Below are 24,380 nucleotides of genomic sequence, written 5' to 3' on the forward strand. Positions count from 1 at the left end.
AACTATTACTTAATCAGGCCAATTACAATAGGACACAGGTATTGGTTATTTTAAAATTAAATTTTATGAAAAAAACCGTTCTTATATTTTTTTTGATGTTCATACCCATACTGGGAGGGGCACAGGATGATGAGCACTATCATCATAACCATGAAGAAGATACCATCCAACAGGTTCACACTATAGATCTGGAGAAAGAAGTTAATGCATCAACCAAACTTGAAAATAATCAGGATAAACCAGTTAAAGCTAATCTGGATGACTTTCCTAACCTGCATCCTTTAGTAGTACATTTTCCAATAGTACTTTTACTTTTAGGTGGGATATTACAATTAATTCAGCTTTTTGTACTTAAAAGGAACCTGGACTGGGTTATTCTTTTATGTGTCGGGACTGGTTTTATTGGAGCATATATTGCCGGAGTATATGCCCACCCTCATACCCACGATCTATCTGAGATGGCTAAAAAAGTACTTGAACAACATGATAGGTATGCTGAATGGACCATCTATGCGAGTGCTTTAGGGGCTGTTTTAAAACTGGGAAGTCTTTTTCTTTTAAGGGAAAATAAGATTTTTGAAATATTGGTCTTCCTTGTTCTGGGATTTGCAGCCTATTCGGTTTCAGAAGCAGGACATTATGGTTCCCAGCTGGTATATATAGAAGGAGTGGGACCTCAAGGTGAATATCTCGAATCTGAAGGTCATGGACATTAAAACCTGTATTTTCCTACTTATATCATTTACTAAACATGGTTAGATATGGGTTTACAAAATAACTATACTTAAAAGTTAACCGTTAATAGTGTAATTTATATTGACAGGATTAAATTCTATTTAAAACGATTTGAGTAATAATTAATGATATGGCAATATTTCTGGCTTTAGGGCTCATTATTTATATAGCTACAGTACTGGATATACTTCAAACGACATTGTCTATGCAAGGAGGAGGCTGGTTAACTAGTAGGTATTCTCATCTCTTCTGGAAACTTTTTCTTTTTATTTCCGGTGGTAATGGTAAATCAAAAATCTTATCTCATGCAGGTTATATATTGTTGATTTCAATTGTTTTAATCTGGGTATTTTTATTGTGGTTTAGTTTTGTCCTTATTTTGATATCACAACCTGGAATTATTGTTAACAGTAGCACGCAAATTCCTGCAGATCTTTTGGAAATTATTTATTACAGCGGATATACCTTATCTACCCTGGGCATGGGAGATTTTATAGCTGCCGGAAATGGGGGCAGGATTCTCACCAGCTTTTATTCTTTTACCGGCCTCATTCTCTTAACTATGTCGGTCACATATTTCATCCCTGTACTGTCAGCAGTTATAGAGCAACGAAAACTGGGAATAAGACTTAGCATATTAGGGAGCAGTCCTGAAAAAATAATCCTAAACTTCTGGGATGGTAAAAGCTTTCAATCCTATACTTCTAAAGTTGACGAACTATCTGGATCAATTATAAAATATAGTCAGCAACATAGGGCTTATCCCGTAATTCACTATTTCCATAATCACAAAGAGAAGAATGCCATTATTTTACAACTTGCTAGACTTTACGAAGCCTATCTTATTCTAGCATTTAACTTAAATGATAGGGTAAAACCAGAGCAAGGAGACTTACGTCCATTAGATATTGCTTTCGAGAATTATTTTGAAGTTTTAAAAGAGGTAACGCATATAAATGCCAGTAATGAAACTCCAGCATATTCAACCCTACAAAAATTAGAGGAACTTAGTTTAATTGACAAGTCCAAGGGGAATCACGCGTTAGACACTAAGTCTGAAGATCTTCGTAAAATTTTTCTAACCCTGGTACAGCAGGATGGATGGACTTGGAATCAGGTAGACACAAAAAAACCTTAAATATTCTTTCCACAAGTTAAATTTATTTAAAACTGAAAGATCTTACCATAATTTTATAAGTATGGGTTTGAACTCATTTCTATCTTTATGGTATAACCATAAAAATCAATTAGTTATGAGAAATGAAAAATTAATTACTGCATTAGGTAATTGTATCAACCATTGTAATTATTGCGCAGATGCCTGCCTTGGAGAAGACGATGTTCAAAAAATGGTAAAGTGTATCAGGCTGGATCGAATTTGTGCTGAAGCATGTGCTGCTTTGAATCAAATTCTTGCGGTGGATGGTGCAGAGGTAACCGGCCTTGTTAAATACTGCAAAGAAATATGTAGGAAATGTGCTGACGAGTGCAGCAAACATGAAACACAGCATTGTAAAGATTGTGCTAAAGCCTGTGAAGAATGTGAACGCGCCTGCGTAGAGTTTTTGGCGTAAAATCAATTTATAGTTAAGGCCCCATTAAATTTTCAATAGAGAATTTATTTCTCTGGAGATTTTGTGGGGTTTTTTATTTAACAGGTTTATTCTAAGTCTGATTGATTGAATTTCTGAAATAAGGGAAAGGAGTCTTATTATAATATAATTATTTTCAATATGGCAGATCAAAACCACGAAAAAAAGGCTGAAACACCTGGAATGGGGAGTCGGGGAGTAACTAGACCCATGGCCGAGAAAGAAATGAAGAAAGGAAAGGACGATGGCGAGGATAATGGGATGGACAGAATGAAAATGCTGCACATGCACCATAAGCAAACCCTCTGGATTTACTGGTTGCTTATTCTTCTGGGAGCATGGTTAGTAGTTTCCCCTTTTTCATTTGATTATGGAAAAGATATAGTACAGCCATCAGGAGGAAGATCTATCTGGCTGAGTGACGCAATGCGGGTTCAGATCATGCAGTGGAGCGATATAATCAGCGGATTGCTTCTCATGTTCTTTGGATGGCGTTCCCTAACGCCCAACCGACCTATAAGTCTTTGGATTGCCTGTTTTATAGGGATTTGGCTGAATTTTGCTCCGGTAATATTCTGGGCACCCAATGCCTATATTTATAATAATGATACCATGGTAGGGGTAATGGTTATTGCATTGACCATTCTTATTCCTGGTATGCCGAATATGATCACCTATATGAAAATGGGATCAGTAGTGCCTCCGGGCTGGAGCTATAATCCTTCCAGCTGGCCCCAGCGGTGGATCATGATCGTGCTAGCTTTTTTTGGGTGGATTGTTTCCCGTTATCTCGGAACATTTCAGTTAGGATATACAGACTTTGCGGCAGATCCTTTCTTTGGGGAGAGCACGATGAAAATATTAAATTCTAATATGTCCCATTCTTTGCCAATTTCAGATGGAGCTTTTGGGGCGCTTGCTTACAACTTCGAATTTTTGATGGGCTGGATGGGAAGTCCTTCCAGATGGCGAACTATGCCATGGATGGTTACGTTCTTTGGGATCTTAGTCATTCCTTTAGGCTTGGTCCATATATTTCTGGTGATATCCCAGCCTATTATAGTTGGAGAATGGTGTACCTTTTGTTTGTTGGCCGCGGCTATTATGCTGCCAATGATCCCGCTGGAACTTGATGAGGTAATCGCAATGGGGCAACATATGGTGCAGGCGAAAAAGAGAGGAGATAATATGTGGGAAGTGTTCTGGAAAGGTGGAGAAGCTTTTGAAAAGAATACAGATGATCGTACTACTGAACTTATGGAATTTCCCAACAAACCAGTAGCCGTTTATAAATCTTCCATTTGGGGAATGAGTGTTCCATGGACGCTGGCAGTTTCAACTCTTTTAGGTATTGCAGTAATGTTTGCACCGGCAGTATTCGGGGTAAAGATTCAAACCATGCCTTCTAATATTTTCCACCTTAGCGGTTCTCTTATTGTGGTTACTTCGGTAATATGTATGGGAGAGATTGTTCGTCGCGGAAGATATTTTAATATTCTGCTTGGATTAGTTCTCGCAATTGGGCCATGGCTGGTAAATGGCAGTACTTTAGGATTGCAAATAACCGGTTTAGTTGCAGGCTTATTGGTAGCCGGACTTTCTTTCCCACGTGGACCGAAGAAAGAAGAATATGGCCTCTGGGATAAATACGTAAAATAGAAACTTATTTGCATTCTAATGAGCGATGAAGAGCTTTTAAAAAAAGTCAGGGAAATTATCTATGAGAATATGGAAATGGCTGAAGAGGATGATAGCCCACGTTATCATTACACCCGGCCTGCTCCAGATAGATATCCCTACCAGTTCTTTTGGGATACCTGCTTTCACGTTTTTATTCTGGTCGCTATAGATGAAGTTGAAATGGCTAAGAAGCATATACATAGTTTGTTAAGACTTCAGGAGGAGGATGGTTTTATTGGGCATATGATCTATTGGGACCGATTGAAACCAGGTAGATGGGCAGATATTTTTCAATCGAAATTGAGCTACAAAAACTTCTTTAAAAGTCATATGAGTTCTCTTATCCAGCCACCACTTATTGCACAGGCAGTGAGCAGAATTGTTAATGCCTCTGGTGATCTGGAATTTTTAGAGCAAGTACTTCCGAAGTTAAAAAGATATTATAACTGGCTGGCTGAAAACCGTGATTTTGAAGGTGATCATTTACTTAGTATCATATCACCTTTCGAATCTGGAATGGATTGGAAACCCACTTTCGATGTTCCGCTAAATTTTAAAGGAAAGGCCAATAACTTGCTTTACATGAAGGTCATTTGGGTGGATTTTCGAAATTTCCTGAATAATTATAATCTGAAAAAGATTTATAAGAAGAACTATTTCCTGGTTAAAGAAGTGGGTTTAAATACGATTTATGCACAAAATCTTGAAAGCCTGGGAGAATTATGTGAAAAGGTAGATGACAGGGATGCGCAGGTATATTATAAAAGAGCAAAAAAAGTAAGCGATAGTATTGTAGACATATTGTATGATAAAGAGGATAAGGCATTTTATGATGTCTACGGTAAAGAGAATAAAAAAATAAAAATTCTAACGCCTACTATTTTTTATCCTGTAGTGCTTTCTGGAATATCAGAAGAGATCAAGAAACAGGTGATTGATAAACATTTAGTGCAGGCTGACGAATTTAATTCAAGCTATCCATTGCCGTCTGTAGCTTTAAATTCATCTGCGTTTAATCCGAAGGAATCGATCTATATATGGCGGGGTCCTACCTGGATTGTGCATAACTGGTTTTTACACCAGTACTTAAAAAATAATGGATACGAGGAACTTGCTGGAAAATTGACCTCCAGTATCAAAGAGCTTATTGAGAAAAGTGGTTTCAGGGAATATTACAATCCGCTAACTGGAGAAGGTTACGGTGCTCAAGATTTTACCTGGGCAGGCCTTGTTATAGATATGATGAATAATGAAGAAAGAAGTAACTCCAATTTAAACTGAAAAGTAATGGGTATATGGGGATGGATAAAGGAATTTTGGCAAAGTGAAGAGCAAAATTCAGGAAGCAGATTAAAAGATAAAACTTATAGTAGCGAAAATAGATTTGATTCCCAGGAGCTGCCCAGGGAAAAGTTTGTTCGCTCTAAGCAAAAGTTGTTTGATGTGAACAGATGGTCTGCATTACCAGAGATTTCAGCAGAATTTCAAATTTATAATGCTGAAGGTGAAAAAATGAAGGAACTGGAGTTACATGATTATATAAAAATTGAATTACCAATACCTTCACCTGAGAATTGGGTGTATGTAACCGATATAAAAAATGAAGAAACTTCAGCTGAATTTACCGTAAGTCCCAGTAAAAGTCCGGTGGGCGTTATACATTTAAATAAGGAAATAGAACATTTTTTTATTGATGAAGCCACCAGTACTTTCAGGGTTACTTTAGAAGAAAACTCTATTAAAGGCTTTGAAATTGGTAAAAATGAAGGTGTAAATAATAAAGGAGTATCTGCGGGCAAAAGAAAATTAATCAATACCCTTATTGCTGAAGGGGCATGGGCTGGTTTCCAGCAACTTCAGTGGAAAAAGCTTACGAAATATTTTGTTCACAAAATCGAAATAAATAAAGATATATGAAACTATCAAATAATAACCATGAGGAGTTTAATGGATGTGTTGTAATTACCGGTGCTTCGGCGGGACTGGGAAGAGCCACCGCAATAGAATTTGCCAGAAAAGGAGCTAAAATATTACTTATCGCCAGAGGTAAAGATGGATTGGAGGGCGCAAAACGAGATGTGGAAGAATGTGGCGGCGAAGCCTGGATTTATATTGCAGATGTGGCAAATGCTCGTGAGATGGAAGAGGCAGCAAGCTTTGCTGAAGAAAATCTTGGTCCTATTGCTATTTGGGTCAATAATGCCATGGTGAGTGTTTTTAGCAAAGCGATAGATATGAATCCGGAAGAATTTTCCAGAGTTACCAATGTAACTTACCTGGGGCAGGTTTACGGAACCCTGGCTGCATTAAAAAGAATGAAGCAGAGAAATTATGGGAAAATTATTCTGGTAGGTTCTGCGCTTTCCTATCGCGGTATTCCACTGCAGTCTGCTTACTGTGCTTCCAAACATGCCATTCAGGGATTTTTTGAATCATTGCGCGCGGAGATAATACATGATAACCTAAATATAGATCTTTCCATAGTACATTTGCCGGCAATGAATACCACCCAGTTTGGTTGGGTAAAGACCAGGTTTGACAAAAAGCCTAAACCCATGGGTAAAATTTATCAGCCAGAGGTCGCTGCAAGAGCAATTGTAAACGTGGCTAAATCTGGGGTTCGACAGAGAATGGTAGGGTATCCCACCATTCAGACTGTTTGGGGCAATAAACTAGTACCTCAATTTTTAGATCATTATATGGCCAGAAATGGAGTTGATGGGCAGTTGACCGAAAATTTAGAGGATGCCGATAGAAAACACAATCTTTGGGAACCAGTGGCCGGGGATCACGGTGTTCATGGTAGTTTTAATAACACCGCCCAGGATTACAGTAAATTTGATCAGGTTTATGAACACAAAAAAGTAATTGGAATTTTTGGAGTCGCCATGTTGGGAGCGGTATTTCTCACTCAGTTTATAAAAAAAAGCGATAAAAACTAGCGTTTGTAATGAGATGTATTATTCTGAAAAGTCTGTCCCAGAATTAAATGGTCGGTTTCACGATCAGGATGAAAAATAAAGGAAAATGAAACATACTTATAAAATTACCGGCATGACTTGTAATGGTTGCAGGTCACATGTAGAAAAATCCTTAAGTGAAGTCAATGGGGTCACTCAGGTTTCTGTTGATTTAAAAAAGGAGGAAGCAGTGATTGAAATGAAGGAACATATTCCTTTGGAGAGATTTGAGCGTGCCTTAGAGGGAAGTAATTATAATATAATGATGCCGCGGAAAACGGATCAATCTACCGGGCAACTGATGAAACATTCTTATAAGATTACGGGAATGACCTGTAATGGCTGCAGATCTCATGTGGAAGAAACCTTAAATACGGTGTCAGGTGTTGTAAATGCTGCTGTAAACCTTGAAAAAGGGGAAGCAGAGATCAGTATGAAAGAACACATTAAACTTGATGTTTTTGAAAAAGCCCTACAAGAGCACGGAGGAAATTATCATATCATGCTCCCCGGGGAGGAACAAGCAAAACATAAGCATCAGTCTGAAGATAAAACACCAAAAGGTAAAAGAACCGGCACATGGTATTGTCCCATGCATTGCGAAGGAGAAAAAACTTATGATGAACCTGGCGATTGCCCGGTCTGCGGAATGGATCTGGTGGAGCAAATGGATTTGAGTTCTCCTTCTTCAGGAGGGGATGAATATACCTGTCCCATGCATCCTGAAATAATAAAAGATGAACCAGGAGATTGTCCTATTTGCGGGATGGATTTGGTTCCCAAAGAACCACAGAAGTCTGCTGAGGAAAAAGGTTATAAGACACTTTTGAAGAAATTCTGGATCGCAGTAGCATTTACACTTCCTATTTTCCTGATAGCGATGTCTGAAATGATTCCCGATAATCCACTGTATGACCTGGCAGATATGAAGATTTGGAACTGGATACAGTTCGGACTTTCCCTGCCGGTGGTTTTTTATGCAACCTGGATGTTTTTTGAACGTGCTTACAGGTCCATTAAAACATGGAATCTAAATATGTTTACCCTAATAGGTATCGGAGCGGGGGTAGCCTGGATATTCAGTGTGTTTGGTATGCTATTCCCCGATTTTTTTCCTGATCAGTTTAAGACTGAAATGGGAACCGTGCATGTATATTTTGAAGCAGCCACCGTAATACTCACTTTGGTTTTAATGGGACAGGTTCTGGAAGCACGTGCTCACAGCAGGACTAATTCAGCTATAAAGGAATTACTAAAGCTGGCACCGAATAAGGCTGTAAGAGTGGTTGATGGGGTAGAAGAAACAATTTCCGTAGATAAGATTCAGAAAGGGGATGTTCTAAGAGTAAAGCCCGGCGATAAAATCCCGGTAGATGGGACCATCAAAAAAGGCAAATCCAGTATCGACGAATCCATGATCACCGGGGAACCTATTCCTGTAGATAAACAGGAAGGTGATAAGGTAAATTCGGGTACTATTAATGGTAACCAAAGTTTCACCATGACTGCGGAAAAAGTTGGAAATGAAACCCTGCTTGCGCAAATCATAAAGATGGTAAATGATGCCAGCAGATCACGAGCGCCCATTCAAAAGCTGGCGGATAGGATTTCAGCCTATTTTGTACCTATCGTTGTAATAATATCTATAATAACCTTTGTCATATGGGCGATCTATGGCCCCGATCCGGCCTATGTTTATGCACTTGTAAATGCTATTGCGGTATTGATCATTGCCTGTCCCTGTGCTTTAGGTCTGGCAACACCTATGTCTGTGATGGTGGGGGTTGGTAAAGGTGCAAAAAACGGGGTTTTGATTAAGAACGCCCGGGCTTTGGAAGAAATGAACAAGATCGATGTGCTTATAATTGACAAAACAGGAACTATCACCGAGGGTAAACCTTCCGTAGAAAAAGTTATTTCGGTTACATCAGAGTATACAGAAAAAGAGCTCACCCGTCTTATCGCTTCTGTAAATGCCCAAAGTGAGCATCCGCTGGCTACAGCAACCGTTAATTATGCGAAAGCAAAAAATATCAATTATGGTGAAGCTTCAGAATTTAATTCGGTTACAGGGAAAGGAGTTACGGCCAACTTTGAAGGAAAGCAGCTGGCGCTTGGAAATGAAAAATTAATGCAGGCTGAAAATGCTGGAATTTCAGAAGAAATAAATAATCAGGTTACTGCGGAACAGGAAAAAGGGAAAACAGTTTCTTACCTGGCGATAGATTCACAAATAGTTGGTTTTGTAACTATTTCAGATAAGATCAAAAAAACTAGTAGGGAAGCTTTAACCGAACTCCAGAATGAAGGAATCAAGGTGATCATGCTTACGGGGGATAATGAAAGAACAGCTTCAGCAGTAGCAAAGGAATTGAACCTGGCTGATTTTAAAGCGGGTATGATCCCGCAGAATAAAATGGAGGAAGTAAAAAAACTCCAGGCAGAGGGTAAAAAAGTAGCCATGGCTGGAGATGGTATTAATGATGCCCCCGCACTGGCCCAGGCGGATATTGGAATCGCTATGGGTACAGGGACCGATGTAGCGATTGAAAGTGCCGAGGTCACTCTGGTGAAAGGAGATTTAAAAGGAGTGCTTAAGGCAATCAAACTCAGCGAAAAAGTAATGCGGAATATTAAAGAGAACCTGTTTTTTGCTCTTATTTATAACACCCTGGGTGTGCCAATTGCTGCGGGTGTATTATATCCATTCTTTGGGTTATTACTTTCTCCTATGATCGCGGCTCTGGCCATGAGTTTTAGCTCGGTTTCAGTTATTGCCAATGCCTTGAGGTTAAGAGGAGCAAAATTGTTGTAGAATATATTTAATCTAATTCTAGTGAGAGACACACGGATTATTTATAGTTATACGAAAATAGGATATCGAAAAATTTTAGTAACATATTAAACCATATAAAAATCCTTGATTCAATATACGCACTTGTCTTTTGCACAATCTGTGCATTGATTTTTTTTTATCTTTGTAGTGTGAAAATTATCGCTGTCATATTATCTCTGTATATATTCGGGCTTAACTTATTAGCCTGTAATGATAGTGATACTTCACAAGTGATTGCTGATTCAGAAGTTACAGTGGTTGCTGCTCAGAATTTAGATATCGACCATTCTCATGATAAAGTAGTAGATTTATGCCCTCCTTTTTGTAGTTGTCATTGCTGCCATGTGCATACGGTAGATTTCGGTTCTTCAAATTTCAAGGCTTTGATTAAGGAAATTCCATCAAAAGCCTTTGTCTATTTTGACAGCTCAGTGGAAGAACCTATTCTTTCCTTTTTAGATCCCCCAAAAGTTTAATTCAGTTTTTTTAAAGGATAATTATATTCTTTTTTGACCAAATCCTGGTTCTCATACTAGATCCTTGGTCCTATTGATAGATTTTGTTAGGCACAAAATTATTATCAAGAATTTTAACTGAATTAAATTTTTATTTATATGATTAATAAGATAATCGCATTTTCCATTAATAATAAATTTATTATTGGGCTACTTACCTTAGCGCTTATAGGAATGGGTATTTGGTCCATGTCCACCGTAAACCTGGGATCGGTACCAGATATTACTAACAATCAGGTTCAGGTGATCACCCAGTCACCAAATCTTGCCACTGAAGATATTGAACAGTTTGTAACCTATCCCGTTGAACTTTCGATGGGTAATTTACCTGGGGTTACGGAAATACGATCTGTTTCCCGATTTGGCCTTTCCGTGGTTACAATTGTTTTTGAGGACGATATGGGCATTTACAAACCCCGTCAACTGGTTCAGGAAAAACTAAACGAAGTCAGGGACCAAATACCTGAAAAATTTGGAAGTCCCGCTATGGGACCCATTACTACAGGCTTGGGTGAGATTTATCAATATACGATAAAGCCACAAAAAGAGTATGACACTGTTTATTCCCCTACGGAATTGCGTACCATCCAGGATTGGATCGTAAAGCGTCAAATGACCCTCGTCGAAGGTGTAGTAGAGGTAAATTCATTTGGGGGCTCTATAAAACAATATGAAATTGCCATTAATCCCGAAAAACTGAATGCGTTAAACGTTTCTATTTCCCAAGTCTTCGATGCCCTGCAAAAAAATAATGTTAATACAGGCGGTGCATATATAGAAAAAAATAATATGGCCAATTTTATCCGTGGTGAGGGTTTAATCAGGTCACTAGATGATATAAAATCTATTGTTATCAAGAATGAAAATGGAGTGCCTGTAACAATTGGAGATGCAGCTGAAGAGGTCCAGTTTGGTAGCCAGGTACGCTATGGTGCTTTTACCCAGGATGGCCGTGAAGCTGTTGGCGGTATGGTGCTCATGTTGAAAGGTGCAAATCCTAATAAAGTAATTGCAAATGTTCAGGATCGTATGGAGACGGTAGAACAATCTTTGCCTGAAGGTTTATCAATAGAACCCTTCCTTGACAGAAGTGTTTTAATTGAAAGAACTACGAGTACCGTGACCCAGAATCTTCTGGAAGGTGCTTTAATCGTGATTTTTGCCCTGGTGATACTATTAGGTAGCTTAAGAGGTGGACTTATAACCGCTACGACCATTCCTTTATCACTTCTTTTTGCTTTTATATTAATGAAGCAATTTAATGTCTGGGCCAATCTAATGAGTTTGGGAGCTATTGACTTTGGAATTATTATAGACGGTGCTGTGATCATCATTGAGGGTACGGTATATGAAATACAAAAACGGATGCGTTCCGGCAAAACAAAATTTAATAAGGCTAAAATGGATGAAGTAGCCTATGATGCCGGAAGTACGATGATGGGTTCGGCCTTTTTTGGACAAATTATCATTCTTATCGTATTTGCGCCCATTCTTTTTCTTACGGGGGTAGAAGGGAAAATGTTTCGGCCAATGGCATTTACTTTTGGTTTTGCTATGATAGGTGCTATTTTCTTATGCCTTACCTATGTCCCTATGATGTCTGCTTTATTTATGAAACCAATTCAGAATAAAAAGAACTGGTTTGGAAAGTTTGAACGCTGGCTGGAAAAAGTTAGTGATAAAATTATTGGAGGGATTCAAAAAGGATACATGCCTTTATTAAAAGGAGCTTTAAGATTGAAGTTTATAGTATTGGGGTCTGCGGTTGTCTTACTTATAGTAGCCGGTTTTATCTTTTCCAGAATGGGAGGGGAATTTGTCCCTCAACTTGATGAAGGGGATATCGCCATGCAGGCTTTAATAAGACCTGGAAGTGGTTTGAGTGAAGCAATTGATGTTTCCACAAAAATAGAAGATATCCTTCTTGAGAATTTCCCGGAAGTAGAAACCGCCGTAGCGAGGATTGGGGTTGCCGATATCCCTACTGATCCAATGCCTATGGATATTGCCGATATGTTTATTGTATTAGAGAAGGATATGGATAATTGGACTTCGGCAAGTTCTAAAGAGGAATTGATAGAAAAGATCAAAGAGAAACTTAATGAAGAACTTACGGGAGTCAACCTGGTTTTTAGCCAGCCTGTAGAGCTTCGTTTTAATGAACTGCTTACCGGGGTCAGGGAAGATGTTGCGGTAAAATTATATGGTGAAGATTTAGACCTTCTTGCTGAAAAAGCTGATAAAATGGCTGAAATAATACAGACTATACCGGGCGTAGGAGATGTGAACCCTGAACGAACATCTGGTCTTCCACAAATGACGGTGCGGTTTAATCGTAAAAAAATTGCGCAATATGGATTGGACATTGAAAAGATTAACGATTATATAAGTGCAGCTTTTGCCGGAGGAACGGCCGGAGTGATCTTTGAAGGGGAAAAGCGGTTTGATATGGTTATACGTTTTGATGAGGCGCACCGCCAAAGCATTGATGATTTACGTACCCTCTATATAGATCTGCCGGATGGAACCCAGGTTCCGATTAAGGAAGTAGCTGATATTAGTTATGTACCGGGTCCTATGCAAATTTCCAGGGATAACACCTTTAGAAGAACCTATGTGGGAGTTAATGCCCGCGGGAGGGATGTGGAATCTGTGGTAAATGACATCCAGCAAAAATTGGATGAAGAGTTAGATTTACCTCCAGGATATTACATTACTTATGGTGGGGAGTTTGAAAACCTTCAAAGAGCAAAAGGGCGTTTACAAATAGTAGTGCCCATCGCTCTATTTCTGATATTCGTGCTTCTGTACTTTGCACTCCAATCTTTTTCCCAATCAATTATGATCTATATAGCCATTCCACTGGCGGCTATTGGAGGAATATTTGCTCTTTGGTTAAGAGATATGCCGTTTAGTATTTCAGCTGGTGTAGGCTTCATTGTATTGTTTGGGGTTGCCGTTTTAAACGGGCTGGTGCTAATTAACAGGTTTAATTCCTTAAAAGAAGAAGGGGTAACCAGTATAAAAGATAGAATTTTTACAGGAACCAAAGAACGAATACGACCTATTATGTTAACAGCAACAACAGATATTTTTGGATTTCTGCCGATGGCTTTTTCATCGTCAGCAGGAGCTGAAGTACAACGACCCCTTGCTACGGTTGTTATTGGAGGCATGCTTACAGCTACCTTACTTACTCTGGTTGTTCTTCCTGTCCTTTATACATTTGTAGAGAAGAGACGAGAGAAAAAGGAACAGAACAAGCTTGGTTCTTCCAATTCACGATCTTTAGCCACAATTTTGATAATTGGATTGATGTTAGGCGGAACCTTTTCCGTAAATGCACAATCTGATGAAATGTCATCGGAAAATCCAATACAGGATTCTTTACAAACTATTAGTTTGGAAGAGGCTAAAGAAATGGCAATCCAAAACTTTCCACAATTAAAAGCTGCCCAACTTGAAATTGAAAGTGAGGAAGTATTGCGTAAAACCGCTTATGATTTTGGGAATACCCAAATCTTTACAGGAAAAGAAGAGGTAGGAAATGGTTCTGATGGGATCTATACCCAAATTGGTGTTCAACAACAAGGCATAGATGTTTTTGGAATAGCTCCCCGTTTGAAATTACAGAAAGAAAGGGTGGCACTTGCTGAAAATGCCTTAGAGCTATCTACTATTGAAATTGAACGTGAAGTAAGCAGGGCCTGGACATCTGTTTATACAACTAAAAAGGCGTATCAGGTATATAGAAAAATGGATTCAATTTTTGAAGATATTGAAAGGGCTGCAAGAATCCGGTATGAGACAGAAGCTACCTCTAAACTGGAATATCTTGCTACCTCCAACCAGGCGAACGAGGTTAAAATACAGCTGGAACAGTCATACCGAAATTACCTGAAATCAATACAGCGTTTAAACCTATGGTTTGTTAGTGATACGATTTATGATGTACCAGATTTGCCTGTTGAAACTTTAGACAAACCTTTAAACTTTCTGGTAGAGTCGCTTGAAAATCATCCGTTGCTACAGGTTTCGGAACAAAGGATAGATGTTGCCAAAGCGGTTACCAGAGAACGAAAATCTGAATTTTTGCCCAAATTTCAGGGTCAGTACGGTAGGCAGGAAATAGCCGGGCAATCGGGTTTCTTCCAATATCAAATAGGAATTCAAATTCCGCTGTTTTTTGGGCCGGAATTAGGCCGTACACAGGAAGCACAAGTAAATAGACAGATTGCAGAGCAAAACTTTTATCAGGATAAAATCGAACTGGAAACCGCCTATAAAAATATGCGTGAAGACTACATCAAATGGAGAAACTCATGGAATTATTATAGGGATGAAGCACTTCCGCTGGCCAAAGAGCAACAAGATGGATCAGTGCTGGCCTTTAAGGAAGGCGCTATCGATTATGTGACATTTCTCCAAAATATAAGAGATGCCATTAGAATCGAGGTAAATGCCTGGAGTGCTTTTAACGATTATCTCGACAGCCGTTACCAACTGGAATATTACCTTAAGAATTCAAATTAAAAATTAAAATAAGAAAATCGATATGAATACAAGATCAATAAATATTCTAATGCTTGCCTTAACGCTCAGCATATTCTTTGGATGTAAAGAAAATCCTGCGGCAGGGGAAGATGCTTCCAGTGAAACTGCAACTACTAATACCGAAGAAGGTGAAAATCACGGTGAGGAAGGAGATGAAGAAGAAGGAGGGATGCGTTCGGTACATCTTTCAGAAATGAAATTCAATAGTCTGGGGATTAAAGTAGATACCTTGCCTAAAAAAGCTTTGTCCGGTATTGTGGAAGCCAATGGCCAGTTAGAAGTGCCGCCACAATATGAAGCTACCGTTACGGCAATTTTAGGCGGTAATATAACTTCTATAAAGGTTATTGAGGGGGATAAGGTAAATAAAGGTCAGGTGTTGGCTTATCTTTCTCACCCAAATTTAACCAGAATGCAGTCTGATTATATTAATGCATATAGTAGGATGCAATTTTTGGAAAAGGAATTTGAAAGACAGAAACGTTTATATGAAGCAGAGGTAGGATCTGGAAAATCTTTTCAACAAACCCAATCAGATTACCAGTCTGTACAAGGTGAAGTGCGGGGGTATGAATCACAGTTACGGCAGTTAAACCTAAATGCTTCCCAGGTTAGAGACGGTGAATTATATGAATATATTCCGGTAGTAAGCCCAATTGGAGGTTATATTGAAAAAGTACTGGTACAGGTAGGACAATATGTAGACCCTCAGACCAGTATGTTTATGGTAGTTGATAATGAACATGTGCATGCCGATCTAATGGTTTTTGAAAAAGATATTTATAAGGTGAAAGAAGGCCAAAAGATTGCGTTTACACTGGAATCGGTTCCAGGCAGTAATTTAACCGGGGAAATTTATTCAGTGGGGAAACAATTTGAACAAAACCCCAAAGCGGTACATGTGCATGCAGAAATCGATAATAAAGAAGATTTTCTAATTCCGGGGATGTATATAAACGGAAAAATCAGGACCGGTGAAGAAGCTGTTCCTGCCTTACCGGAAGAAGCAATAATTGAAGAAGAAGGAAATCCCTACATCTTTACGGCCCAAAAACACCAGGAAGATGGTGAAACCGAATGGGAATTGAAACCAGTGCAGGTTAGAACGGGAATAAATGAAGATGGTTGGGTTGAAATTAAACTGCTGGAGCCTCTGCCTGAAGGTACGTTGGTTGCCTATAATAATGCCTATTATCTGGTTTCTGAAATGCAGAAAAGCCAGACTTCCCATGGTCATTAAATTAAAAAAATTAGATGGATGGACTCTCTGTTAAATGTTTGTCTTAATTAAAATTCCAGAGGGTTCATCCTTAATACTAAAATTAATATTACAGCAATGAAAGAAATAAAAGCATTTATAAAACCGAAACGAGTTCAAAAAGTGATAGAATCCCTTAGTGAAAGTGGATTCAAAAGTATGACGCTTTCCCAGGGGGAAGGTACCGGGGCTTTTAAAGCAAAAGGCGCATCACCTTCTTTAGATTTCCGTGTAACAGACAGTCCGGTTGTAAAGTTAGAACTGGTATGTCAAAACGAAGAAGCACAATCAGCAATAGATATTATCCTTGAGAATGCAAAAACAACTGAACCCGGTGACGGAATAATTTATCTTTCCGATATTGAAGATGCCTTCCAGATAAAAACCGGGGAATCCATAAAGCGTTACGACCCCTAAATACTTTTATAGCAAATGGAAAAAATAGTAAAAAAGTTGGAAAGCAAAGGCATCCGCCCTACGGCAATGCGCTTGATGACCTATAGACGGCTGGCACAACTGAATGTGGCCGTTAGCTTAGGCGACCTTGGAAAGGATTTCGAAAGCTCGGAAAGGAGTACGCTTTTCCGTACTATGAAGACATTTGAAGAAAAAGGAATCGTGCATCAAATTGAGGATGGCACCGGCATCATTAAATATGCCCTGTGCGAAGACAATTGTGAATGTGAGGTGGGAAACGACCTTCACTTACATTTTCATTGCAATAGTTGCGGGGAAACCGTGTGCCTTACAGAGCACAAAATCCCTCAGATAAACCTGCCCGAAGGCTATGTGGCAGAGGATATCAATCTGGTGGCCAAGGGAGTCTGTGAGAAATGTAGCAATGACTTGGATTAAGTTTTTTGATTTAAAAAATTGGAACAATGATGAAAATTTATAAGAAAGAAAGCAAGGTATATATGGTAGCTCAAAATAGATTGGATGCTACCGATTATGACAATTTGATATCTCAATTAAAAAACCATATACAGTCAAACCATAAAGTGTACTGGTATATTGAAATGGAAAATTTTGAGGGGTGGACCGCAAGTGCGTATTGGGAGGGCATTGAACTGAAACTTCCGAATGAAGAACGCGTTAAAAAGGTTGCATTGGTGGGAAATACAAAATGGCAAGAGCAATTTACGGAAGTTTTGATACCCTTTACAAGGGCACATATTAAATGCTTTAGCCCTGAAGAAAAAGATTTGGCCAAGGAATGGATGGAGAAAGGAAATCATTAAAAAAGTTAAATAGAAAGATTATGATGGACAACTGGAATTTTGGGGGAATGCACTGGATATGGTGGGGACTTTGGATAATTCTTATCTTTTGGATATTTTTAATTCCTTACCCCACCCCTGGACAAAAACGGAAAAAAGACGGAGCAATGGAAATTCTAAGGGAGCGTTTTGCACGGGGCGAAATAAGCGAGGAAGAATATAAACACCGGGTAAATATTCTTCAAAATAAAAATGAACCAAAGGACCAGAAAAAAATTAGGCAGGAAAAATAATGGGAAAAGGACAACTAACTATATTTTTTTTAATGCTGGCTCCTATCCTGCATACCCAAACTATATACAGTACACGGGAGGGGCATATCCTTATAAAAGCTAATATAGATGGCAAGGCATTTAAGGCGGAAAGCCATCAACTTTCCATGTTTTTTGATTACACAAGTAAAGAAATTACGGGTTCCATAAATTTGAGAACTATAGACACAAATAATCCACAGCTAGCCACCTATCTTAAAAGTACTCAAGCACCTATATGGATAAGATTTACCGGGAAGGTCCCGGTTGAGGATTTCCTTTTGCGCCCACATGAACCAATTGATTTTAATTGGTTGGTAACGATCAGGCTTCCTAATAAAGAAGTGCAAAACTACTTTAAAGCGACATTGACCCACATCCCCCAAGGTCCTACATTTTCCTGTCTTTTAAGTGCCGGTGGATTTATAGAGAAAACTATAAGCCCAAGCTTAAATCAAGTGGTTCCTGGACTTGAAGGATCCATAGAAATAAAATTTGCCCAGCTTATTTTAAAGAAAGAGTGAATGCCATTTAATTCAAAATAACATAGAAAGATGAAAAAGTATAAATAGAATCCCATCCTCTTCCAGTAGTGCCTTATTAAAATAGCGCTGGGGAGATGTAATAAGTGTAAATAAAATATCCTCCTGCCGTACAAAATTTGTACCGCAATTAGGGAGATAGATGTGATATATAAATATTTCCGTCTTATCATTTTTCGCTTATTACTAATAATGTAAAATTTTGAGGGGTGGACCGCAAGTGCGTATTGGAAGGGCATTGAACTGAAACTTCCGAACGAAGAACGCGTTAAAAAGGTTGCATTGGTGGGAAATACAAAATGGAAGGAACAGTTTACGGAAGTTTTGATACCCTTTACAAAGGCACATATTAAATTCTTTAGCCCTGAAGAAAAAGATTTGGCCAAGGAATGGATGGAGAAAGGAAATCATTAAAAAAGTTAAATAAATTTAAACAGAAAGATTATGATGGACGACTGATATTTTGGGGGAATGCACTGGATATGGTGGGGGCTTTGGATAATCCTTATCTTTTGGATATTCTTAATTCCTTACCCCACGCCGGGACAAAACAGACGGAAAGATAAGGCTATGGAAGCCCTGAGAGATCGATACGCCCGGGACGAGATAAGCGATGAGGAATTTGAACAAAAGAAGAAAGTCCTTCAGGATAAGAAGAAGTAGTTATAAGGCCACAGGTATCGAAGCCGATGGCACCTATGGCATATAAAAGAAGGTAAAAATGAAAAAACGGAAAGTATTTGTTTTTATATTCATTGGATTAGCCCTTGGCTTATTTATAATACAGCCCCTGGCTATTTCACTCCACATGTATGACATGCAGGGAGATAATGGCGAATGGTGGAAATACCTGCTTGCTTCATATCAGCAGGAATTTAGAGTATGGGATTTGGATCAAGCCATAATCAAATTGCTATTTGGACTGCTGGGCATTGCCTTGTCACTTATGTTTATGGTCAGGCAAAGAATATTTCAATTGACCGGAAGAAGAGATAAGCTGGAGGAGATCAGAGAGCTGATTGCGGCAGGAGAAAACCAGCAAGTAGAATTTAAATCTACCTTGAGATGGGATTTGAGGCAGTTTAAACCGAATAAGGCTTTGGAAGACGTAATAGCAAAAACAATTGCCGGGTTTATGAACACCCAAGGAGGGCATTTAATTATCGGAATTGATGATGAAGGTAGTATTCTGGGGCTGGAACAGGATTATGGTACTTTAAAAAAACCTGGCAAGGACGGGTTTGAGCAATATATAATGCAATTGGTGTCCCTCAAGTTGGGTACCCATTTTTGCACTTTGGTTAAAGTGTCTTTTCACCAATTTGAAGAAAAGGATATCTGTTATGTAAGGGTTCACAAATCACAAAAACCTGTGTATTTGAATTTGGGCGATCGTTCGCATTTCTTTATCAGAACCGGGAACGGAACCCGCGAGTTGGATATGCCCGAGGCGTTGGAATATATGGAAACATACTTAAACTAAACAATATGGGATTTTTAAAACATTTATTAAGAGGAAATTATGGTCATCATTCCAACAAGCATCAACGTAAAAATAATGCCCCAAGATTTAATGAACCCAAGGTTGTTGTGAGATGTACAAAATGCGGCAAAAACAATCCTGAAAATGCTTCTTTTTGACAACATTGTGGCGAGCCTTTAGGTAAAGTAAAATGCATAAGTTGTCAAGAACCAATACCTATGGATGCAAAATTTTGTTCTAAATGTAGCAATGAAGTATAGTTTACATTATGAGAATAAGCAAACAACTTATTGAACGGACTTAAATAATTTTTAAATATGCTCTTAAATAAGCGGATATCAATTTTTGACTTCTTGAAAACCATAAAATTTGACCTGATATTTATCGGTAGTTATTCAATTCTGGTTGGCTATATGGACCAATATGGTTTTTTGTCAAAAATCTCTATTCCAATTGCAATAACCGGCGTTTTTGGTACTGCGGTGGCTCTACTTTTGGGTTTTCGAACCAATCAAGCCTATGAACGGTGGTGGGAAGCCCGTATTATTTGGGGGGCTATTGTCAATGATTCCAGAACACTGGTCAGGCAGTGTGTGTCTTTTTTTGCAAGGGGTCAAGGAGGCTATCAAAAGATGGTGAAAGAGATGACCGATCGTCAGGTAATCTGGTGCTATGCCCTAGGGGAATCGTTGAGGAAACTACCCTTTTCCACTCGGGTTAAGGTATACTCAGAATCCTATGGGATTAAAGCATTTAATATTCCTAATGCTTTATTGTCACAACACTCTGAAACTTTGTTAAAGGCAAAAGAAATTGGTATGGTCAATGATTTTCAGCAGGTACAGATAGACAGTACTATAGCCAGGTTATGTGATTCAATGGGCAAATGCGAACGTATAAAAAATACTGTCTTCCCCAAAGCACACAGCTTATTGATTCATTTGATCATCTACGTTTTTGCTACAATGTTGCCTTTTGGATTGGACGATAAAAATATAGCAGTTGAAATCGCTATAACATTTATTATACCAGTCATTTTCATTGCCATTGAAAAAACATCCATACTCATGCAGGATCCCTTTGAAAACGACCCTTTGGATACACCCATGACTGATTTGGCCGAAACGATAGAAATAAACATTAAACAAATGATAGGTAAAACAGATGTTCCTGTAAAGAAAGAGCCAACAGATTATTATATTTTATAATACAAGATGAATACAATGGATTTTCAAACTGAAATAACACTGATACCGAGATTATTTGTCGCTCTTTTACTAGGTGTCCTGATAGGACTCGATAGGGAAATTGACGGAAATGCGGCAGGAATTAGAACGTATGCAGCCGTTTGCCTTGGGGCCGCATTAATTACAATAATCAATACTCATATTGAAGTAACTGACCAAACCCGCATTGTCGCCAATATTGTTTCCGGTATTGGGTTCTTTGGTGCAGGAATTATTTTTAGGGATAGCGCGAAAAATTTAATTTCCGGTTTGACTACCGCAGCTACAATTTGGGCCACTGCCGCGGTTGGTATATCAATTGGGTTTGGTATGTACCTCATTGGAAGTGTTACATCCGCTTTTCTTATTCTATTATTGGTTTCACATCATTTCCCTTTTTTGAAAAAACATAAAACAAACAATACCTAAAATGAAAAAATTACAACTTAAAATTCCGGTACTGCTACCTCAGGTGCCAAATGAAAAAGATACCTGTGTACAAAGACTTATTGAGGAATTAGAAGCCAAAGAAGGTCTTGAAAAAGTGCATATAAAAGATGATCAGGAAGATACGGTTCCACAATTGTGCTTTCATTATGATCCGGACATTATCTCTATTGACCGAATTCAATCATTGGCAGAAAGAACCGGGGCTGAAATTACCGAGAAATATGGACATTTGCTTATAGAGGTTGAGGGGATTAGACATACCCGGCATGCAAGGACTATAGAAAAGAGTCTGCTGAATATCAAAGGCGTTTTGGAAGCTTCCGCCAATGCGGGAGGAATGATCCGTTTAGAATATGATAAGCGTGAGACCAGTTTTGATGAAATAAGTGCAAAGTTAGAAAAAGAAAACATAAAAGTTAATAAAAGCTCCTCTGCTGAGAATAAAGGCTTTGAACCTGCGGAAAAGAATCCTCAAAATTTAAATAAAAAAAAGGCAAAGGGCAAAGAAGAACAAAAGCATAAAGATAACGAAGTCCAGAATCATATGGAAGGTGAAAGCCACGGGGCCGGGGAAGAACATTCCCACGCCCACGGTGGTGTTTTTGGAAAAAACACCGAACTTATTTTTGCCATCATTTGCGGTGCCCTTCTCGGAATAGGTTTCGGATTGTCCTACGTGGACTCGATACCGGATTGGGTCAGCTTGTCCCTCTACATAGGCGCCTACTTTTTTGGAGGTTATTTTACCGCGAAAGAGGCCATACAGACAGTGGCCAAAGGTGGTTTTGAAATCGACTTTTTAATGTTGGTCGCCGCCATCGGTGCCGCTGCTTTGGGCGCTTGGGCGGAAGGTGCCTTGTTACTGTTCCTGTTCAGCCTCGGGCACGCTCTTGAACATTATGCGATGGAGAAAGCCCGAAAATCTATTGCGGCACTGGCAGATTTAGCACCGAAAACGGCCTTGCTAAAAAAAGATGGAAAGACCAAAGAAGTTGGTATTGAAAAGTTGAATAAAGGCGATATCATTGTAGTTAAGCCAAACAGTAAAATATCTGCCGATGGCGTTGTTGTTGATGGTAAAAGTAGTGTCAACCAAGCCCCCATTACCGGGGAAAGTGTACCAGTAGATAAAGTTCCTGTGGAAGATTCCGCCAAGGACTATTCAGAGGATGATGATATAAAGGACGAAAACCGAGTTTTCGCCGGGACTATTAACGGCAACAATACGCTTGAAATTAAGGTAATCAAAGAGGCAAAGGATTCAACACTGTCCCGATTGGTAAAATTGGTGAACGAAGCCCAGACCCAAAAATCCCCCACCCAGTTGCTTACCGATAAATTTGAAAGATATTTTGTTCCTTCCGTACTGGTATTGGTAGTGCTGTTGCTCTTTGCTTTTTTGGTCGTCGATGAACCGTTTAGTGCCAGCTTTTATAGGGCTATGGCCGTATTGGTAGCTGCCAGTCCCTGTGCCCTTGCGATTTCGACCCCGAGTGCGGTATTGAGCGGTGTTGCACGAGCGGCCCGTGGCGGGGTACTTATCAAAGGGGGTCGTCCTTTGGAAGACTTGGGGGTTATTACCGCGCTCGCCTTTGACAAGACGGGTACCCTGACCGAAGGAAAACCCAAGCTTACCGAAGTGGTCCCGCTTGGCGATATTTCTGAAAACGAACTTTTAAAAATAGCTGTAGCCGTAGAGAATCTAAGTGATCATCCCCTGGCAAAAGCAGTGGTTCGAGATGGCAAGGAACGTTTGAAAGGCGAGGAAATACCTGATGCAACCGATTTGGAAGCCGTGCTTGGCAAAGGTATAAAAGCGTCATTGGGCAATGACAAAATCTATGTCGGTAACCTCGACCTGTACGAAGGGCTTGATGAGAGCACCCCTTCCGAAGAGATAATAACGAAAGTCCGTGACCTCGAAGGTGGGGGAAATACTACGATGCTTATTCGGAAAAACCAAGAATATATAGGTGTTATTGCCCTAATGGATACCCCTCGCGAAGCTGCCAAGGAAACCCTCAAAAAATTAAAGGAAATCGGTATCAAACGAATGATTATGCTTACTGGTGACAACCAAAAGGTTGCCGATGCCGTGGCGAAAGAAATAGGATTGACCGATGCTTGGGGGAGCTTGTTACCAGAGGAAAAAGTGGATGCCATAAAAGAGCTAAAGGAAAAGGAATCCAAGGTGGCAATGGTAGGCGATGGTGTAAACGATGCACCCGCAATGGCGAACAGTACCGTGGGCATAGCAATGGGAGCGGCTGGAAGCGATGTGGCCTTGGAAACGGCGGATGTTGCCCTAATGGCCGATAAGTTGGAAACCCTGCCTTTTGCTATTGGCTTGAGTAGAAAGGCAAAAGCTATTATCAAGCAGAACCTTTGGGTAAGCCTTGGTGTTGTGGCACTGCTCATACCAGCCACCATTTTGAGCTGGGCAAACATAGGAATAGCCGTGGCATTTCACGAGGGGTCTACCTTGGTAGTAGTGGCCAATGCGCTGCGCCTTTTGGCTTATAAAAAAGATTAGAAAAATTGGGACTTAGAAGAATCCAGTTTTTTGAAAGAATATTAAATGACAAACACGGAAAAAATATTATTTACCAAAGGGATACGCCCTACTGAAATGAGGTTGAAAATTTACAAATACCTCAAGAGGAAGACTTATGCTGACAGTTTGAACGAAATGCAAAAGGTCTTTCTCAAAAAAAGTAAAAGTAACAAAACAGCAAATAAAACCACGTTTTATAGAACGATGAAGTTGTTTGAGGAAAAAAACATAGTCCACCAGATTGATGATGGAACGGCCGTTGCAAAATATGCACTTTCTGATGAAAACATCTCAGATTTACATATGCATTTTCATTGCACCGTTTGTGGAAAAACTATTTGCTTGCCGGATAGAATATCGAAACAAAACTTGCCGGGCGATTATGAAATAAACGATGTGAACCTGGTATTAAAAGGGATATGTAAAAATTGTAGTAAAAAATAATAGGTGGGAGTGCCTTAAAA

24 protein-coding genes and 1 pseudogene are annotated in these 24,380 nt (G+C 39.3%); all 25 read left to right on the forward strand.

The features are described from left to right. Window positions 1–65 precede the first annotated feature (65 nt). The 25 genes and pseudogenes from MKO06_RS10010 to MKO06_RS10125 all read left to right on the forward strand — a co-directional run bounded on the left by MKO06_RS10010 (window position 66) and on the right by MKO06_RS10125 (window position 24,360). Window positions 66–716, forward strand: a complete 651-nt coding sequence (locus MKO06_RS10010; protein ID WP_241552029.1) for a DUF2231 domain-containing protein — start codon at window positions 66–68, stop codon at window positions 714–716. 149 nt (window positions 717–865) lie between these two features. Then, entirely contained in the window at window positions 866–1,873 is a 1,008-nt protein-coding gene (locus MKO06_RS10015; protein WP_241552030.1) for a potassium channel family protein, read from the forward strand. A 115-nt stretch (window positions 1,874–1,988) separates the two neighbouring features. Further along, window positions 1,989–2,309 carry a four-helix bundle copper-binding protein gene (locus MKO06_RS10020; protein WP_241552031.1) on the forward strand — a complete coding sequence of 107 codons (321 nt, stop codon included), beginning with the start codon at window positions 1,989–1,991 and terminating at the stop codon, window positions 2,307–2,309. Between the two features lie 159 nt (window positions 2,310–2,468). Further along, window positions 2,469–3,986 (forward strand): vitamin K epoxide reductase family protein, encoded by a 1,518-nt coding sequence (locus MKO06_RS10025; protein WP_241552032.1) that lies wholly within the window; start codon window positions 2,469–2,471, stop codon window positions 3,984–3,986. An 18-nt stretch (window positions 3,987–4,004) separates the two neighbouring features. Further along, window positions 4,005–5,288: an amylo-alpha-1,6-glucosidase gene (locus MKO06_RS10030; protein WP_241552033.1), complete on the forward strand. Its 1,284-nt coding sequence runs from the start codon at window positions 4,005–4,007 to the stop codon at window positions 5,286–5,288. A 6-nt stretch (window positions 5,289–5,294) separates the two neighbouring features. Beyond that, a complete protein-coding gene (locus MKO06_RS10035; protein WP_241551048.1) occupies window positions 5,295–5,924 on the forward strand; it encodes a hypothetical protein in 630 nt (209 codons plus the stop codon). Continuing rightward, window positions 5,921–6,949: an SDR family oxidoreductase gene (locus MKO06_RS10040; RefSeq protein WP_241551049.1), complete on the forward strand. Its 1,029-nt coding sequence runs from the start codon at window positions 5,921–5,923 to the stop codon at window positions 6,947–6,949. The genes MKO06_RS10035 and MKO06_RS10040 overlap by 4 nt, the downstream gene beginning before the upstream one ends. A gap of 85 nt (window positions 6,950–7,034) precedes the next feature. Continuing rightward, window positions 7,035–9,782, forward strand: coding sequence for a heavy metal translocating P-type ATPase (locus MKO06_RS10045; RefSeq protein ID WP_241551051.1), 2,748 nt, complete (start codon window positions 7,035–7,037; stop codon window positions 9,780–9,782). 170 nt (window positions 9,783–9,952) lie between these two features. Continuing rightward, entirely contained in the window at window positions 9,953–10,279 is a 327-nt protein-coding gene (locus MKO06_RS10050) for a DUF6660 family protein (RefSeq protein WP_041250263.1), read from the forward strand. 138 nt (window positions 10,280–10,417) lie between these two features. Further along, window positions 10,418–14,851 carry a CusA/CzcA family heavy metal efflux RND transporter gene (locus MKO06_RS10055; protein ID WP_241551052.1) on the forward strand — a complete coding sequence of 1,478 codons (4,434 nt, stop codon included), beginning with the start codon at window positions 10,418–10,420 and terminating at the stop codon, window positions 14,849–14,851. 22 nt (window positions 14,852–14,873) lie between these two features. Continuing rightward, on the forward strand, window positions 14,874–16,112 hold the full coding sequence (locus MKO06_RS10060; protein ID WP_011709080.1) for an efflux RND transporter periplasmic adaptor subunit: 1,239 nt from the start codon (window positions 14,874–14,876) through the stop codon (window positions 16,110–16,112). 96 nt (window positions 16,113–16,208) lie between these two features. After that, complete coding sequence (locus MKO06_RS10065; RefSeq protein WP_008613762.1) at window positions 16,209–16,547, forward strand: P-II family nitrogen regulator; 339 nt, start codon at window positions 16,209–16,211, stop codon at window positions 16,545–16,547. 15 nt (window positions 16,548–16,562) lie between these two features. Then, entirely contained in the window at window positions 16,563–16,985 is a 423-nt protein-coding gene (locus tag MKO06_RS10070; protein WP_008613756.1) for a Fur family transcriptional regulator, read from the forward strand. Window positions 16,986–17,011: 26 nt separating this feature from the next. Beyond that, on the forward strand, window positions 17,012–17,371 hold the full coding sequence (locus MKO06_RS10075) for a SpoIIAA family protein (protein ID WP_011709081.1): 360 nt from the start codon (window positions 17,012–17,014) through the stop codon (window positions 17,369–17,371). Further along, window positions 17,347–17,643, forward strand: coding sequence for an SHOCT domain-containing protein (locus MKO06_RS10080; RefSeq protein WP_011709082.1), 297 nt, complete (start codon window positions 17,347–17,349; stop codon window positions 17,641–17,643). The genes MKO06_RS10075 and MKO06_RS10080 overlap by 25 nt, the downstream gene beginning before the upstream one ends. Then, window positions 17,643–18,185: a hypothetical protein gene (locus MKO06_RS10085; protein ID WP_011709083.1), complete on the forward strand. Its 543-nt coding sequence runs from the start codon at window positions 17,643–17,645 to the stop codon at window positions 18,183–18,185. The genes MKO06_RS10080 and MKO06_RS10085 overlap by 1 nt, the downstream gene beginning before the upstream one ends. A gap of 261 nt (window positions 18,186–18,446) precedes the next feature. Further along, window positions 18,447–18,617, forward strand: a complete 171-nt coding sequence (locus MKO06_RS10090; RefSeq protein WP_341475727.1) for a SpoIIAA family protein — start codon at window positions 18,447–18,449, stop codon at window positions 18,615–18,617. After that, window positions 18,593–18,769, forward strand: a complete 177-nt coding sequence (locus MKO06_RS10095; RefSeq protein WP_011709085.1) for a hypothetical protein — start codon at window positions 18,593–18,595, stop codon at window positions 18,767–18,769. Before MKO06_RS10090 ends, MKO06_RS10095 begins: the two co-directional genes overlap by 25 nt. Window positions 18,770–18,773: 4 nt before the next feature. Next, window positions 18,774–18,866 (forward strand): SHOCT domain-containing protein, encoded by a 93-nt coding sequence (locus MKO06_RS10100; protein ID WP_011709086.1) that lies wholly within the window; start codon window positions 18,774–18,776, stop codon window positions 18,864–18,866. Between the two features lie 58 nt (window positions 18,867–18,924). Then, a complete protein-coding gene (locus tag MKO06_RS10105; RefSeq protein ID WP_011709087.1) occupies window positions 18,925–19,686 on the forward strand; it encodes an AlbA family DNA-binding domain-containing protein in 762 nt (253 codons plus the stop codon). A 170-nt stretch (window positions 19,687–19,856) separates the two neighbouring features. Next, window positions 19,857–19,946 (forward strand): annotated as a pseudogene (locus MKO06_RS17170) (zinc-ribbon domain-containing protein); the annotation flags it as partial. A 57-nt stretch (window positions 19,947–20,003) separates the two neighbouring features. Then, entirely contained in the window at window positions 20,004–20,894 is an 891-nt protein-coding gene (locus MKO06_RS10110; protein ID WP_241551053.1) for a bestrophin family protein, read from the forward strand. Between the two features lie 6 nt (window positions 20,895–20,900). Further along, on the forward strand, window positions 20,901–21,341 hold the full coding sequence (locus MKO06_RS10115; RefSeq protein ID WP_241551054.1) for an MgtC/SapB family protein: 441 nt from the start codon (window positions 20,901–20,903) through the stop codon (window positions 21,339–21,341). A 1-nt stretch (window position 21,342) separates the two neighbouring features. Then, complete coding sequence (locus tag MKO06_RS10120; protein WP_241551055.1) at window positions 21,343–23,895, forward strand: heavy metal translocating P-type ATPase; 2,553 nt, start codon at window positions 21,343–21,345, stop codon at window positions 23,893–23,895. Between the two features lie 45 nt (window positions 23,896–23,940). Beyond that, window positions 23,941–24,360: a Fur family transcriptional regulator gene (locus MKO06_RS10125; protein ID WP_241551056.1), complete on the forward strand. Its 420-nt coding sequence runs from the start codon at window positions 23,941–23,943 to the stop codon at window positions 24,358–24,360. Window positions 24,361–24,380 lie beyond the last annotated feature (20 nt).

Source organism: Christiangramia oceanisediminis, assembly GCF_022570735.2.
Lineage (GTDB): Bacteria > Bacteroidota > Bacteroidia > Flavobacteriales > Flavobacteriaceae > Christiangramia > Christiangramia oceanisediminis.